This window comes from Paraburkholderia caribensis (genome assembly GCF_002902945.1).
GTDB lineage: Bacteria > Pseudomonadota > Gammaproteobacteria > Burkholderiales > Burkholderiaceae > Paraburkholderia > Paraburkholderia caribensis.
In genome coordinates this window covers 1,274,032-1,288,558 of record NZ_CP026101.1, presented here as the reverse complement: position 1 = coordinate 1,288,558, position 14,527 = coordinate 1,274,032, and the positions used below count along the sequence as shown (strand labels likewise).

The following is a 14,527-nucleotide window of genomic DNA, read 5'->3' as shown; positions in this document are numbered from 1 at the left end:
AACGGAACGCGTTGCGCCCCTTCCGCCCCGCTCAGCGATGCGGCTGTGCGTGCGCTGCCGCTTCCGGCTCGACGATATCGCCGCCGAGCAGATGCACGCCTTCACGCAGCTTCACGAATGCTGCGGCGACGGCTTCCGGCTCGCCCTTCACGCCCAGATCGATATGCCGGCGCGCATAGATGCCGCCGCGCTCCGCATCGCCGACGCTCGGCAGGCTGAACACGCGCACGCCCGGAAAGTCATGCTCGATCTTTTCCATCAGCGGCGTCAGCGTCGACTCGGGCAACTCGAAGACGAGCAGAGACCTTTCCGCGTGCGGCGTCGAATGATGCAGATGCTGGTATTTCGTATCCAGCACCCACTCGATCATCGGCCAGGCCATGACCGGAAAGCCCGGCACGAAGTGATGATCGCCGACAGAAAAACCAGGAATCTTGTTGTAGCCGTTCGGAATGATCGACGCGCCGCGCGGATACGTGCCCATGTTCAGACGATGCAAATTATCCGGCGTGTTGAAATCGACGGGCGCGGACGAACTGGCGGGATGCATGTCGCGGATGCGCTCCTGGATCAGCGCCTTTGCCTCGGGATGCAGTTCGAGCGGCACGGCAAGCGCGGCGGCCGCGCATTGGCGCGTGTGATCGTCCGGCGTCGCGCCGATGCCGCCCGTCGAAAACACGATGTCGCCCGAGGCGAACGTGCGGCGCAAGGTCGCCGTAATGCGCTCGGGATCGTCGCCGATATATTCGGCCCACGACAGCGACAGGCCACGCGCGCTCAAAAGCTGGATGACTTTCGGCAGATGCTTGTCGACGCGTCTGCCGGACAGGATTTCATCGCCGATGATGATGACGCCAAATGCCATTGAAGCCTCTCGTATCAGTAGGAGACAGGCGCTGTGCCGCGCGCGCCGTGGGGACCGTGGTGACCGTTCCCGCCATGCTCGCCGGCGCGCATCCGCTGCAGTGCGCGCAGGCAGTAATAGCCGAACCACAGCGCCGTGAACACGAGGATGAAAGCATAGATCCAGATGGTCACGGCAGTCATCACAGGAAACAGCACGATCAGCCACACGGACGACGCCCAGATCAAGGTGGGCAGCGAGCCAAGCAGCCCGCTCGCCACGCCGATCAGCAGTAGCGGCAGGCGATGCTGGCGCACCAGCGCGCGCCGCTCTTCGCTGCTGGCGTGCAACGACAGCGCATCGTAGGTCATCACGCGATAGGTGAGCCAGCCCCATAGCAGCGGCGGGATCAGTGCGAAGAACGGCGGAATCAGCCACAGCGGCAGCGTGATCACGAGCACCAGCAGGCACACGAGCGTCGTCCATATCGAATGCACGAGGCTGCCGACGAAGGTCCCGCCGCGCCGCATTTCCAGCGTAGCGAACTGCCGCTTCGACAGATGCCTGATGACGGCGGGCATCGACAGCGTCGCGATCAGCAGCAGCACGGTGACGACGATCAGCGGAATCGCGACGGCGATCACGATGAACGGCGCCACGGCCGCATGCAGCGACGAGAAGCCGAGCCAGTCGAATAGCCCGTAGAGCGTGGTCGTGAGCGGCCAGCTTTCGAGCCAGCTGCGCGTCGCACCGATCAGGGTCTGCCAGGAAAACCACAGCGCCACGCCCCACACGATCGTGGCCGCCGCGAACGGCATGAACGTCAGCCGCAGCATGCGAGGATGCAACACGGAAGAAAGCGCGCGCCCGAACGAGCGCAGGAGATCATTCATGCGTAGTCGATGACGTGATGGGAATGCAGGAAAAGGGAGGAAACGTGGACAGGATAAACCACGCGGGGTGTCAGCGTCGAAAGTGCGGGCGGACGCTGATGAATGCGTCTGCAAGCGAGTGCGCGAGCGTCGCCGCGCAGCCGGTGATCGTCAGACGCGAGCCCTGCCGTAAGACGCGTCGAAAGCGAAACGCAACGAAGACGCGCTTACGCCGCGCCCCGCTGCTTCTTGCCGGCGATGCGCTGCCCAATGCGCACGAACGCGAGCCAATGCTGCGCCCAGAAACCCTCGCCGTAATGACGGCCGCTGAGCTGATCGCGAATGCCCGTCGGCTCCATTTCGCGGCTCCACGACGCGCTGCCGAACAGCATGTCCCACCACGGGAAAAGCACGCCGAAATTGCAGCCGTACTTGAGGCCTTCGTGACCATAGCCAATGGCGTGATGGCGGCGATGGAACGTCGGACTGACGAGCAGGCGCTCGCCGAGCCAACCGAAATGCAGACGGATGTTCGCGTGCTGCACGCTCTGCGCGAGGTTCGTGATCGCGACGAGCACGACGAACTGCGACGGCGGCACGCCAATGAACAGCGCGATCACGGCGAAGAAACACGCCTGCAGCAGATCGTCGAGCAGATGATTGCGGTCGTCGGCCCACAGCGACATCTGCTGCTGGCTATGATGCACCGCGTGCAGTTCCCACCAGACGCCGATCCTGTGCTGCCCGCGGTGATACCAGTAGCCCGCGAAGTCGAGCACCAGCAGATACATGACGAACGTCACGAACGGCTGCGTCGTGACGCCCGGCCACAGATTGTCGAGTTCGATATTCGCGATGCCCTGCAGGCGCAGCCAGCCCTGCACCGAATCGAAAAACGGCTGCAGCGCGAAGAAGAAAAACAGATTGAGAATGCCGAGCTTGGCGATCCACGTGTAGAGCACGTCGACCCGCACCGCCTTGCGGTCCTTCCACTGCTCGACGGGCCGCAACGCTTCGAGCGGGCGCAGCAGCGCATACATCGCGCACACTTCCAGCACGCCGACGATCACCCAGTACAGGCTGTCGTACGTGTCCTCGTCGTAGTCCATCAGGTTGAAATGGAACAGCAGTGGTTGCACGACGTCGACGTACAGCAGCGTCTGGATCGACGAAACGAAGCTATCGAGGCTGGAGGCGATCAGGTGGAACATGGTGCTCTTTAGGCGTCGCGGTTCTGCTTCACTGCGCAATTCACGGCGCGCCGGCGAGGCGCGCCATCTGCGTTATCAGGCCCCGTTCGGCGCGGTGACAGGCGCGCGGTTGAAGAAATAGATGCCGTGCGGCGAACGGCCGACAGCGATCGTCTGGATCAGCTTGTGCGTGGTCAGGTCGATAACGCCGACATGCTTCGCGAAGCGGAACGTTACCCACAGATAGCGTTTGTCGGCGGAAAGTTCCATGTCGTCGGGGCCCGGCATCAATCCCGTGATGTCGCCGACGTTGGTGAGCGTGTCCTCGTCGAGGATGCTGATGGTGCTGGCCACGCGGTTCGACACGGCCACATGCTTGCCGTCCGCGAGCGAGCGGAAGTTGTGCGCGCCCTTGCCCGTCGTGATCGTCTTCACGATCTTCTGGTTGCGCCAGTCGACGACGGCGACATAGTCCGCACCCGTCATGCCGATCAGCAGATATTTGTCGCCCGGCGTCATCCACAGGCCGGCCGGCACCTTGCCGACTTTCATCTTCCACTTGACCGTCTGCGTGGCGAGATCGACGGCGGCGAGTTCGCCCGACACCTGCAGCGTGACGAACACCGTCTTGCTGTCGTTCGTGAACGCCATGTGGCTCGGCATCACGGCAAGCGGCAGGCGGCTCGCGAGCGTCATGTTGTGGCCGTCGTAGTGATAGATGTCGAGGCGATCGAGGCGCAGGCCCGTCGTCACGAGCCACTTGCGATCCGGCGAGAAACCGATCTGATACGGATCTTCGATGTTCTCGACCCAGCGCTGCGGCTTACCCGTTTTCGGATCGACGAACATCAGATTGTTCGACACCGAATTCGCGACGATCAGCGACGAATTGTCCGGCGTCGGCATCAGGTGATGCGGTTCCTTGCCGGTCGGCACCGTGTCAACGACCTGACGCGTCGCTTCGTCGATCAGGCTCAGCGTGGCTTCGCCGGAATTGAGCACGATCACGTTGTTAGCGAGAACTGACGGGGAGAAGAAGCTTGCTGCCGCGACGAGCGCCGCGCCTGCTGCAAACGTGCTGGTCAAACCGGGAAGGGAAAATTTGCGCATGAAAACTCACATCAGGGGGTAATCGCCATTGTAGAACGTTTGCGTGTCGCTTCGGTTGACGGCGGCAAAGGAAAAGCGGGACGTTGCGGCGCGGTGCCGCAGGGTGCGCCGGACGGCTTTCGGGTGGCTCTGCGCGCGCAGCCCCGGCCGCACCGCTGGTCGCACGAAACGATGCGATTAAACCATTTATGTATCAGACGCCGTTAGATGCCAAATAATATCAATCGAGAAAATCGCGCGATTATCCGGCGTCTGATTCCGGTATTTAAGAACGAAATTTCCGAACATTATTAATTAAGAATTACCTCATATCGCATCAAACTCCGCACGCCAAGAATTCGTGGACGCACTACCCGCTTCGACGTTTGCCAGCAGGTGGAAGCGCGCCGGTCCGCGCTGACTGAATGTGTCCGCGCCTCGACACACATCTTTCCCAACTACGAAAGCGGGTTTTGCCAGTTTCGATGCTTTGTCGTGTCCGGCGTTTCCGAGTATTTGCTGTCCAGTTTTACCGGAGTTTGAGGCATGAAAATAATGAATGAGATAGCGCAAGAACCCATTGCAATCCATCGCGCCATATTGAATGAGCGCAAGGCGCCGCGTGCGGCGCGCGCTTCGACCATCGCGCCGCTGGCGATCGCGGGTTTCGTGTCGCTGTTCGCGGCAGTCGGTGCCCATGCGTCCGTCATCATGGGCAACGGGGCAAGCGCTCTGACCATGACGGGCGTTGCGGCCGGTGACACGTCGTTCGCCGGCGGCAACGACGCGACGGCTGTGGGCGATACGTCGACTGCCAGCGTCGGCAACACCACGGCCATCGGCGCGCACTCTCGCGCGATGGCGGAGTCGGCCACGTCGCTGGGCGACACCGCACAGGCAATCGCCGCGCAGTCGCTCGCACTCGGCGCCAATTCCATGGCGAGCTTCGGCAACAGCGTGGCGCTTGGTTCAGGCTCCGTGACGCTGTATGGCGCGCAAACGGGCTACACCGCGTTCGGGTTGAACGCGCCACAGACCTCTGTCGGCGAAGTCAACGTCGGCAACCGGACCATCAGCGGCGTGGCGGCGGGCCGCGCCGACCAGGACGCCGTGAACGTCGCGCAACTGAAGGCGGTGGCGGGCAGAATCGACGGCAGTGTCATGTACGACCGTCATCCCGACGGCTCGATCAATCACGACAGCGTCACGCTCCAAGGCGACACGGGCAATGGCGGCACACTGATCCACAACGTCGCCGACGCCGTCGACACGCACGACGCCGTGAACCTCGGCCAGTTGTCCGCGATGCTCGGCAATGCGGTCGGCAATATCACCGTCAACACCTCGAATCCGATGTTCAGCGCCGAGGGCTCGCCCACCACCGAACCGGCGCAGGCAAGCGGCGCGCACTCGATCGCAGCGGGCGCGAATGCACAGGCAGGCGGCGCCAATGCGGTAGCGCTCGGCGCCGGCTCGAACGCAAGCGCGGACAATTCAGTGGCGCTCGGTCAAGGCTCGATCGCAGATCGCGCGAATACGGTCTCGGTCGGCGCTGCAGGACAGGAACGACAGATCACGAACGTCGCCGCGGGCGTTCAGGGCACGGACGCCGTCAACGTGAACCAGCTGAACCAAGGTATGAGCAGCGCTGTCGGCCAGGCGAAAGGGTATACCGACAACCAGGTCCGCTCGGCACGCAAGGACGGTTATGGCGGCGCGGCGGCGGCGATCGCGATGGCGGGCCTGCCGCAAGCCGTGCTGCCGGGGCGCGGGATGGTCGCGATGGCGGCCGGCACGTATGGCGGCCAGTCGGCAATGGCGCTCGGCGTGTCGAAACTCTCGGACACGGGCAAATGGGCCTACAAGCTACAGGGGACGGCCAGCACGCGCGGCGAACTGGGCGGGTCCATCGGGGCCGGCATGCACTGGTAACGCGCAGCAGCAACAATCACGGGGTGTAATTCCCGCGTGCGACGCGCCAAAAGCGCCGAGCTTCGCCGCGCCGGCGGTTTGCAACGCGTATTGCCGATAGCGGCAATACCCGGGCGCGCGCAGCGAAGCGCGCCCGCATCGCTCAACGCTGCATCGACTCCCACACCTTGTGGAGACGCTTGACGGAAACAGGCATCGGCGTGCGCAGTTCCTGCGCAAACAGCGACACGCGCAGTTCCTCCAGCAGCCAGCGGAACTCGGCAAGCCGGGCATCCGGCACGCCGCCCCGCTGCGCGAGCGCTCGCTGGTAGTTCTGCGCGAGCGGCTGAAACTCTGCGAACTGACGCGCGTCGCGTGTCGAGTCCGCTTTCAGTTTGTCGATGCGCAGCGCGATGCCCTTCAGATAGCGCGGGAAATGACTCAACTGCACGTACGGCGTATCGACGATAAAGCGTTTGCCGACCAGCGCATCCAGCTGGTTCTGCATGTCGGCAAACGCAGCGGCGAACGGCTTCGCCTGCGCGAGTTTCTTCACGACGGCCGAATACTCGCCAAGAATCTGTCCGCCCAGGCGGGCAATCTCTTGCGCGAGCAACGTCAGCCGGCTGCGGCCTTCGTCCTTGCGCGCGTGGAAACTCGCGTCGTCGTCGGGCAGCGGGTCTTGCAGGCACGCGCGGTCGAGCGCGGTGTCGATCAGTTGATCGCGCAGTTCTTCCTGCGTGCCGCGCGGCATGAACTGCATCGCCATTTCGCGCAAGCCCGGCAGATTTTTTTCGAGGTATTTGATCGGCTCGCGCAACTGCAGCGCGAACAATCGGCGCAAGCCCGCTCGATGAATACGCGCCGCCTCGTCCGGCGAATCGAACACTTCGACGTCGCAATGCGTGCCGCGATCGACGAGCGCCGGATAGCCGAACAACGTATGCCCGCCGCGCCGGATTTCCAGAAGCTCGGGGAGCTTGCCGAAGTTCCACGTCGTCAGGTTTTCGTAGAGGGCTGTCGCGGGCGCCGCCGCTTCGCCTGCAGCGGGCGTGTGTGGCGCGGATGACGCGCCACGTGCGCCCCCGCCATTCGCGCCGCGCGCCGCGCCGCCCGCAGTTCCGCCCGCAGTTCCGCCCGCGGTCCCGCCCGCAGTTCTGCCCGATGCGCCGCGCGCAGCGACATCGCTGCCGCCCGAGCCCGCATTCGCGAGCGCCGCGCCCGCCGCGCTCGACGCGATTTTCTGAAACTGCTGTTGCGCCTGGCCGCCCAGCTCCGCGCGTAGCTGCGCGAGATTGCGGCCCATCGCGAGCTGCCGGCCGTGCTCGTCGATCACCTTGAAGTTCATGAACAGGTGCGGCGCGAGCGTTTCGAGCTTGTAGTCCGACTGCTTCGTCGCGATCTGCGTCTGCTCGCGAACGTCGGCGATCACCGTGTCGAGCAGACCGCCCGCGCCGAAGCGCGGCCCGCTGTGCCGCTCGACGAAACCCGCCGCGTACTCCGGCAACGGCACGACGTGACGGCGCAGCTTCTGCGGCAACGATTTGAGCAGCAGTTGCGTCTTTTCCTTCAGCATGCCGGGCACGAGCCACTCGACGCGCCGCGCATCTACCTGGTTCAGCGCGTACAGCGGCACGGCGAGCGTCACCCCATCGCGCGGCGAGCCCGGTTCGAAGTGATAGGTCAGCGTCATGTCGACGCCCGCCATCGTCATCCGCTTCGGGAACAGGTCGGTCGTGACGCCCGCCGCCTCGTGGCGCATCAGATCGTCACGCGACAGATACAGCAGACGCAGCTTGTCTTCCTGCTGCCCGCTCTTCTTCACTTCATCGCGATACCAGCGCTCGAACGCGGCGCCCGTATGGATACCGTTCGGCACGGCCTGATCGTAAAACGCGTAGATCAGTTCGTCGTCGACGAGAACGTCCTGGCGGCGCGACTTGTGCTCGAGCTGTTCGATATCGGCGAGCAGCTTGCGGTTGTGCGCGAAAAACGCGAGCTTCGTGTCGAACTCGCCTTCGACCAGCGCGCCGCGGATGAACAGTTCCCGCGCGCGCGCCGGGTCCTGCTTGCCGAAACTGACGCGCCGCCGGTGATACACAGGCAAGCCGTACAGCATCGCGCGCTCGAACGCCGATACTTGCGCTGCGCGCTTTTCCCAATGCGGCTCGGAGAGCGACTTCTTCAACAGATGCGCGCCGACCCGCTCGATCCACTCCGGCTCGATCCTGGCGATGCAGCGCGCGTAGAGCCGGCTCGTCTCGACGAGTTCCGCCGCCATCACCCATTTGCCCGCCTTCTTCACGAGCGCCGAGCCGGGCCACAGATAAAACTTGATGCCGCGCGCGCCCAGATAGTACGGCTCGTCGTCGGCCTTCAGGCCGATATTGCCGAGCAGGCCCGTCAGCAGCGCGAGATGAATCTGCTCGAAGGTCGCTTCGCTGTCGTTCACGCGCCAGCCATGCTCGCGCACCACCGTCAGCAGTTGCGAATGCACGTCGCGCCACTCGCGCAGGCGAAGATGGGACAGGAAATTCTGCTTGCACGCGTCCGTGAGCTGACGGTTCGACTTCTTGTGCGCGATGGCCTCTTCGAACCACGCCCAGATTTTTAGCCATTGCAAAAACTCGGAGCGCTCGTCGGCGAACTTGCGGTGTGCCTGGTCGGCCTGTTCCTGCGCGTCGATGGGGCGGTCGCGCGGGTCCTGCACGGACAGCGCGCTCGCAATGATCAGCACTTCGCGCAGCGCCTGCTGGTCGCGCGCGCCCAGAATCATCCGGCCGACGCGCGGATCGAGCGGCAGGCGCGCGAGTTCGCGGCCGAGCGGCGTCAGCGCGTTGTCGTCGTCGACGGCGCCGAGTTCGTTCAGCAACTGATAGCCGTCGGCGATCGCGCGGCCGGGCGGCGGCTCGATGAACGGGAAGGTTTCGATCGCCGTCAGATGCAGCGACTTCATCCGCAGAATGACGGAAGCGAGCGACGACCGGAGAATCTCCGGGTCGGTGAAACGCACGCGCGACTGGAAATCGGCTTCGTCGTAGAGGCGAATGCAGATGCCGTCGGCGACACGCCCGCAACGCCCTGCCCGCTGGTTCGCCGCCGCCTGCGAAATCGACTCGACCTGCAGCTGCTCGACCTTGTTGCGATACGAATAGCGCTTCACGCGCGCGAGGCCCGTGTCGACCACATAGCGGATACCCGGCACCGTCAGCGAGGTTTCGGCGACGTTGGTGGCGAGCACGATGCGCCGCGCGTTCGACGGACGGAACACGCGTTCCTGCTCCGCCGCCGAGAGCCGCGCGAACAGCGGCAGGATTTCCGTGTGCGGCGGATGGTGCTTGCGCAGCGCTTCGGCCGCGTCGCGAATCTCGCGCTCGCCGGGCAGGAACACCAGCACATCGCCGGGGCCTTCGCGGCACAACTCGTCGGCGGCTTCGACGATCGCGTCCATCAGATCGCGGTCGGTCTCGCGCTGCGTTTTCGGACGATCCGGACGATCCGTGCGATCGCCGCGCTCGCGGCCCGCATTGCCTTGCGCCGCCTTCACCGCCGGCGAATCTTCCGCGACGGGACGATAGCGGACTTCGACGGGATACAGCCGCCCGCTCACCTCGATCACGGGCGCGGGTTTGTCTTCGGAGCCGAAATGACGCGCGAAGCGGTCGGCGTCGATGGTCGCCGACGTCACGATCAGCTTCAGATCGGGCCGCTTCGGCAAAATCTCTTTCAGGTAGCCAAGCAGAAAATCGATGTTCAGGCTGCGCTCGTGCGCTTCGTCGATGATCAGCGTGTCGTAAGCCTTCAGCAGCGGGTCGGTCTGCGTTTCCGCGAGCAGAATGCCGTCCGTCATCAGCTTGACGGACGCACCTGGCGCGAGATTGTCGGTGAAACGCACCTTGTAGCCGACCACTTCGCCGAACGGCGTGCCGAGTTCCTCGGCGATCCGCCGGCCCGTCGCCGATGCCGCGATCCGGCGCGGCTGCGTGTGGCCGATCAGGCCGCTGCCGCCCGCGCCGAGCCCGCGTCCGAGCGCGAGACAGATCTTCGGCAACTGTGTCGTCTTGCCCGAGCCCGTCTCGCCGCTCACGATCACCACCTGGTGGCCCGCGATCGCCCGCGCGATTTCCTCGCGGCGGCCCGAGACGGGCAGCGCCTCGGGGAACGTGATGGGCGGAATGGGATTCGGCTCGACGACGCGCGCGGGCTTGCGCGGCTCACGCGGCGTGTTGCGCTGCTTCTCGGCGCCCGGCTCGCGCGACGCATTGCGCTGCTTCTCGGCGCCCGGCTCGCTGCCGGCGCGTGGGTTGTGCGGTTTGCCTTGCGAGTCGAGCGGCCGCTTGCCTTGCGCACGCGGCGCCTGTTGCTGGCGGGCGCCGCCCGCCTGATCCGGCCCACGCTTGCCCTGCGGCTCCCGCGGCCGGTTCGGCGCGCTGTTCTGCTGCCCGCGCGCACCGCTTTTCGCCGCATCTGCGCCTTGCTGTCTGGTCGCATCGCCGTGCGCCGAAACGCCCGGACGCGGCGCATTCGCAACATTCACGGAAACGTCACGACGCGAGGCGTCGCCGCGCGCGTCGCGTGCCGCATCCTGATGGCCGCGCGGCGCGGGGCTCGCGGCATCTTTCGCGGCAGCGTCAGCCGCGTTTTTCGTATCGGCTCCAGCGGAGCTTTTGGGTACATTCGACATGGGGGCGCATTATAATCCGGGGCATGAATTCCCAAACCGACCTCGTCCCCTCGCCCGTTCCTTCACCGGCATCGTCCGGCGACTCGGAAGCCCTGCTGCAGCACGCGCAATTCGTCGACTGGATGCGATCGGTCGCGCCGTATATCCACGCGTTCCGAAACAAGACATTCGTGGTCGGCTTCGGCGGCGAGGTCGTGCATCAGGGGCTGCTCAACGCGCTGGTGTCCGACATCGCGCTGTTGCAGGCCATGGGTATCCAGATCGTGCTCGTGCATGGCTCGCGTCCGCAAGTGGAAGAGCAAATGAGCCTGCACGGCGTCGAGTCCGAGTTTTCGCACGGCATGCGCATCACCAATGCGCGGGCGCTCGAATCCGCGAAGGAAGCGGCGGGCGAAGTGCGTCTCGACATCGAGGCCGCGATCAGCCAGGGCTTGCCGAACACGCCGATGGCGCACGCGCACATCAGCGTGGTGTCGGGCAACTTCGTGACGGCGCGGCCTGTCGGCATTCTCGACGGGGTCGATTTCCAGCATACGGGCGTAGTGCGCAAAATCGATGCCGAGTCGATCCGCCATTCGCTCGCGAGCGGCAAGATCGTGCTGCTGTCGCCGCTCGGCTTCTCGCCGACGGGCGAAGCGTTCAATCTATCGATGGAAGACGTCGCCTCGGCTGCCTCGATCGCGCTGCGCGCCGACAAGATCGTGTTCCTCACCGAAACGGAAGGCCTGCTCGACGAAGAAGGCGCGCTGGTCCGCGAACTGTCGCTGGACGACGCGTACCGCCTGCACGAAAGCGGCGCGGTGACAGGCGACGCCGGTTTCTATCTGAAGCACTCCATTCGCGCCTGCCGTGGCGGCGTCGCGCGTTCGCACATCATTCCGTACGCGCTCGACGGCAGCCTGCTGCTGGAACTGTTCCTGCACGATGGCGTCGGCACGATGATCTCGTACGAGAACCTCGAAAGCCTGCGCGAAGCGACGCCGGACGACGTCGGCGGCATTCTCACGCTGATCGAGCCGCTCGAAAGCGACGGTACGCTGGTGCGGCGCGGGCGTCACCAGATCGAGCGCGACATCGATCATTTCTCGGTAATCGAGCACGATGGCGTGCTGTTCGGCTGCGCGGCGCTGTATCCGTATCCGGCCGAGCGCATCGGCGAGATGGCGTGCCTGACGGTCTCCCCCGAAGCTCAAGGTTCGGGCGACGGCGAACGGCTGCTTAAGCGCATCGAACAGCGCGCGCGGGCACGCGGGCTGACGCGTATCTTCGTGCTGACGACGCGCACCGAACACTGGTTTCTCAAGCGCGGCTTCGTGAAGGTCACGGTCGACGACCTGCCTGAAGACCGCCGCCGCCTCTACAACTGGCAGCGCAAGTCGCTCGTGCTGATGAAACAGCTCTGAGCGCGCACAATAGCGCGACGCCGTACCCATCGATTACAGGAGAAGCACAGCATGACTCGCATGGTTCAATGCACGAAGCTCGGCAAGGAAGCCGAAGGTCTCGATTTCCCGCCACTGCCGGGCGAACTCGGCAAACGGATCTACGAGAGCGTTTCGAAGGAAGCATGGCAGCAATGGCTCAAGCAGCAGACCATGCTGATCAACGAAAACCGCCTGAACATGGCCGACCCGCGCGCGCGCCAGTATCTGATGAAGCAGACGGAGAAGTTCTTCTTCGGCGAAGGCGCCGATCAGGCAACAGGCTACGTGCCGCCCTCGGAAGGCTGAGCGCCCGTCGCTGCCGTTCGCGACAGACGATGAAAAATCCGCGCCCGGTGCGCGGATTTTTTTCGCCTGTTTCCGGCTGCCGGGCCAATCCGCTTCGACCGGAAAATTGAACGAAACCGTTAATCCCGAGCTGCTTTTTCTGCACCCGCCGAATTCCCGCAATCCCCCGCCAGGCAACGGATTGCGCGCCCCCATCCGGCCCGCGCCGGACCAGTGGTTTGCACGATCCTCGCTTATCGTGCTATCATGTTCTTCGTTCTAACAGCATTAACCCTTCATTCGCGTTCAGTTTGCGCCTTGGCCGCCGTGCGTGCCCGGTTCGGATTGAATTGTTTTTATACAAGAAGGCTTGTCGGTTGTTTCGTTGCAAGTCGCGTCGGTCCGATCGGCGCGATCCAGAGCGACGCCTCGCCGGCCTTTTTCGTTTCAAGCCTTTTCAAGCGGCATCAGCGCACCGCGTGCGTGGATGTCCTCCGGTATCTGCCCCCCTGCAAGGCCACGTGGGTACCAACGTTTAGCAGCAACTAACAAGTGCAATTTCGCGACGACCTTCGCGATGCACGGGCGTTACTTTTTCTGCGCAAGGTGCTCATACACCGCTGCGCAGGTCGCCTTTGCGTGGTCCGTGCGAGGCGCTACGCCTGTTCGCATCGACCGCTCGCGAAACTGCACTTTCCAGCAATCCGTGGCGGAGCGCTTTTTGCGTTCGGCCGCAGTCATAGGAGCTTGTACCTTGACCGCTTCCAGCAACGGTTTCTGGCGACATAACAACAAAGACAACAGCCTGACTCTCGACGACATTACCGTCGTCGACAATTCGCTTCTCAAACGTGCCGTCGGCGCCATGGCGCTCGGCAACGCCATGGAATGGTTCGACTTCGGCGTGTACAGCTATATCGCCGTCACGCTCGGCAAAGTGTTCTTCCCGTCGAGCAGCCCGTCCGCGCAATTGATCGCGACCTTCGGTACGTTCGCCGCGGCGTTCCTCGTGCGCCCGATCGGCGGCATGGTGTTCGGCCCGCTCGGCGACCGCATCGGCCGACAACGCGTGCTCGCGATGACGATGATCATGATGGCCGTCGGCACCTTCGCGATCGGCCTGATTCCGAGTTACGGCTCGATCGGCATTCTCGCGCCCGCGCTGCTGCTCGTCGCACGTCTCGTGCAGGGCTTTTCGACGGGCGGCGAGTATGGCGGCGCCGCTACCTTTATCGCCGAGTTTGCGACGGATCGCCGTCGCGGCTTCGCGGGCAGCTTCCTCGAATTCGGCACGCTGGTCGGCTATATCCTCGGTGCGGGCACGGTTGCCGTGCTGACGGCGACGCTGTCGCAGGAAGCGCTGCTGTCGTGGGGCTGGCGTGTGCCGTTCTTCATCGCCGGTCCGCTGGGTCTCGTGGGCCTGTATATCCGGATGAAGCTCGAAGAAACGCCCGCGTTCAAGAAGGAAGCGGAAGCACGCGAAGTCGACGAGATGTCGCGTCCGAAGCAGAGCTTCATGGAACTGCTCGCGCAGCAATGGAAGCCGTTGCTGCTGTGCGTCGGCCTCGTGCTGATCTTCAACGTCACCGACTACATGGCGCTCTCGTATCTGCCGAGCTATCTGTCGGCGACACTGCACTTCAACGAATCGCACGGTCTGTTCCTCGTGCTGCTCGTGATGGTGCTGATGATGCCGATGACGCTCTACGCAGGCCACCTGTCGGACAAGATCGGCCGCAAGCCCGTCATGCTGCTCGGCTGCGTGGGTCTGTTCGTGCTGTCGATTCCGGCGCTGCTGCTGATCCGCATGGGCACGGTGCTGCCCGTGTTCAGCGGCCTGCTGATTCTCGGCGCGCTGCTGTCGACGTTCACGGGCGTGATGCCGTCGTCGCTGCCCGCCCTCTTCCCGACGAAGATCCGCTATGGCGCGCTGGCAATCGGCTTCAACGTGTCGGTGTCGCTGTTCGGCGGCACGACACCGCTGGTGACGGCATGGCTGGTCGATCGCACCGGCAATCTGATGATGCCCGCATACTATCTGATGGGCGCGTCGATCATCGGTATCGTATCGGTGCTCGCGCTGCGCGAGACGGCTCGCAAGCCGCTGCTCGGCTCGGGCCCGTGCGTCGCGACCCGCGCCGAAGCGCACGCCGTGCTGCGCGGCGAGCGTGAAGCCGAGGAACTCGACGAAGCATATGCAGCCGCCGTGACGGCGCGCGCATAAGCAG

The 14,527-nt window shown here is 64.3% G+C and carries 9 protein-coding genes; 4 read left to right on the top strand and 5 right to left on the bottom strand.

Going from position 1 to position 14,527, the window contains the following annotated elements; all coding sequences use genetic code 11:
• Positions 1–31: 31 nt before the first annotated feature.
• The 4 genes from C2L66_RS05720 to C2L66_RS05705 form a co-directional block, all read right to left on the bottom strand.
• On the bottom strand, positions 32–865 hold the full coding sequence (locus C2L66_RS05720; protein ID WP_060601427.1) for a competence/damage-inducible protein A: 834 nt from the start codon (positions 863–865) through the stop codon (positions 32–34).
• A gap of 14 nt (positions 866–879) precedes the next feature.
• Positions 880–1,737: an EI24 domain-containing protein gene (locus tag C2L66_RS05715; RefSeq protein ID WP_060601430.1), complete on the bottom strand. Its 858-nt coding sequence runs from the start codon at positions 1,735–1,737 to the stop codon at positions 880–882.
• A gap of 206 nt (positions 1,738–1,943) precedes the next feature.
• A complete protein-coding gene (locus C2L66_RS05710; RefSeq protein ID WP_054934352.1) occupies positions 1,944–2,927 on the bottom strand; it encodes a sterol desaturase family protein in 984 nt (327 codons plus the stop codon).
• Positions 2,928–3,002: 75 nt separating this feature from the next.
• Positions 3,003–4,016, bottom strand: coding sequence for a YVTN family beta-propeller repeat protein (locus C2L66_RS05705; RefSeq protein ID WP_060601433.1), 1,014 nt, complete (start codon positions 4,014–4,016; stop codon positions 3,003–3,005).
• A 525-nt stretch (positions 4,017–4,541) separates the two neighbouring features.
• Here C2L66_RS05705 and C2L66_RS05700 point away from each other — a divergent pair.
• Positions 4,542–5,927 (top strand): YadA family autotransporter adhesin, encoded by a 1,386-nt coding sequence (locus tag C2L66_RS05700; RefSeq protein ID WP_060601436.1) that lies wholly within the window; start codon positions 4,542–4,544, stop codon positions 5,925–5,927.
• A 142-nt stretch (positions 5,928–6,069) separates the two neighbouring features.
• On the opposite strand, the gene hrpA is transcribed toward C2L66_RS05700, so the two are convergent.
• Positions 6,070–10,590: an ATP-dependent RNA helicase HrpA gene (gene hrpA, locus C2L66_RS05695; protein ID WP_060601440.1), complete on the bottom strand. Its 4,521-nt coding sequence runs from the start codon at positions 10,588–10,590 to the stop codon at positions 6,070–6,072.
• A gap of 23 nt (positions 10,591–10,613) precedes the next feature.
• On the opposite strand from hrpA, the gene argA reads away from it, so the two are divergent.
• The 3 genes from argA (at position 10,614) to proP (ending at position 14,523) form a co-directional block, all read left to right on the top strand.
• Positions 10,614–11,993: an amino-acid N-acetyltransferase gene (argA, locus tag C2L66_RS05690; RefSeq protein ID WP_054934348.1), complete on the top strand. Its 1,380-nt coding sequence runs from the start codon at positions 10,614–10,616 to the stop codon at positions 11,991–11,993.
• A 51-nt stretch (positions 11,994–12,044) separates the two neighbouring features.
• Positions 12,045–12,320, top strand: a complete 276-nt coding sequence (locus tag C2L66_RS05685; protein WP_035990557.1) for an oxidative damage protection protein — start codon at positions 12,045–12,047, stop codon at positions 12,318–12,320.
• Positions 12,321–13,053: 733 nt separating this feature from the next.
• Positions 13,054–14,523, top strand: coding sequence for a glycine betaine/L-proline transporter ProP (proP, locus tag C2L66_RS05680; RefSeq protein ID WP_060601443.1), 1,470 nt, complete (start codon positions 13,054–13,056; stop codon positions 14,521–14,523).
• Positions 14,524–14,527: the final 4 nt, after the last annotated feature.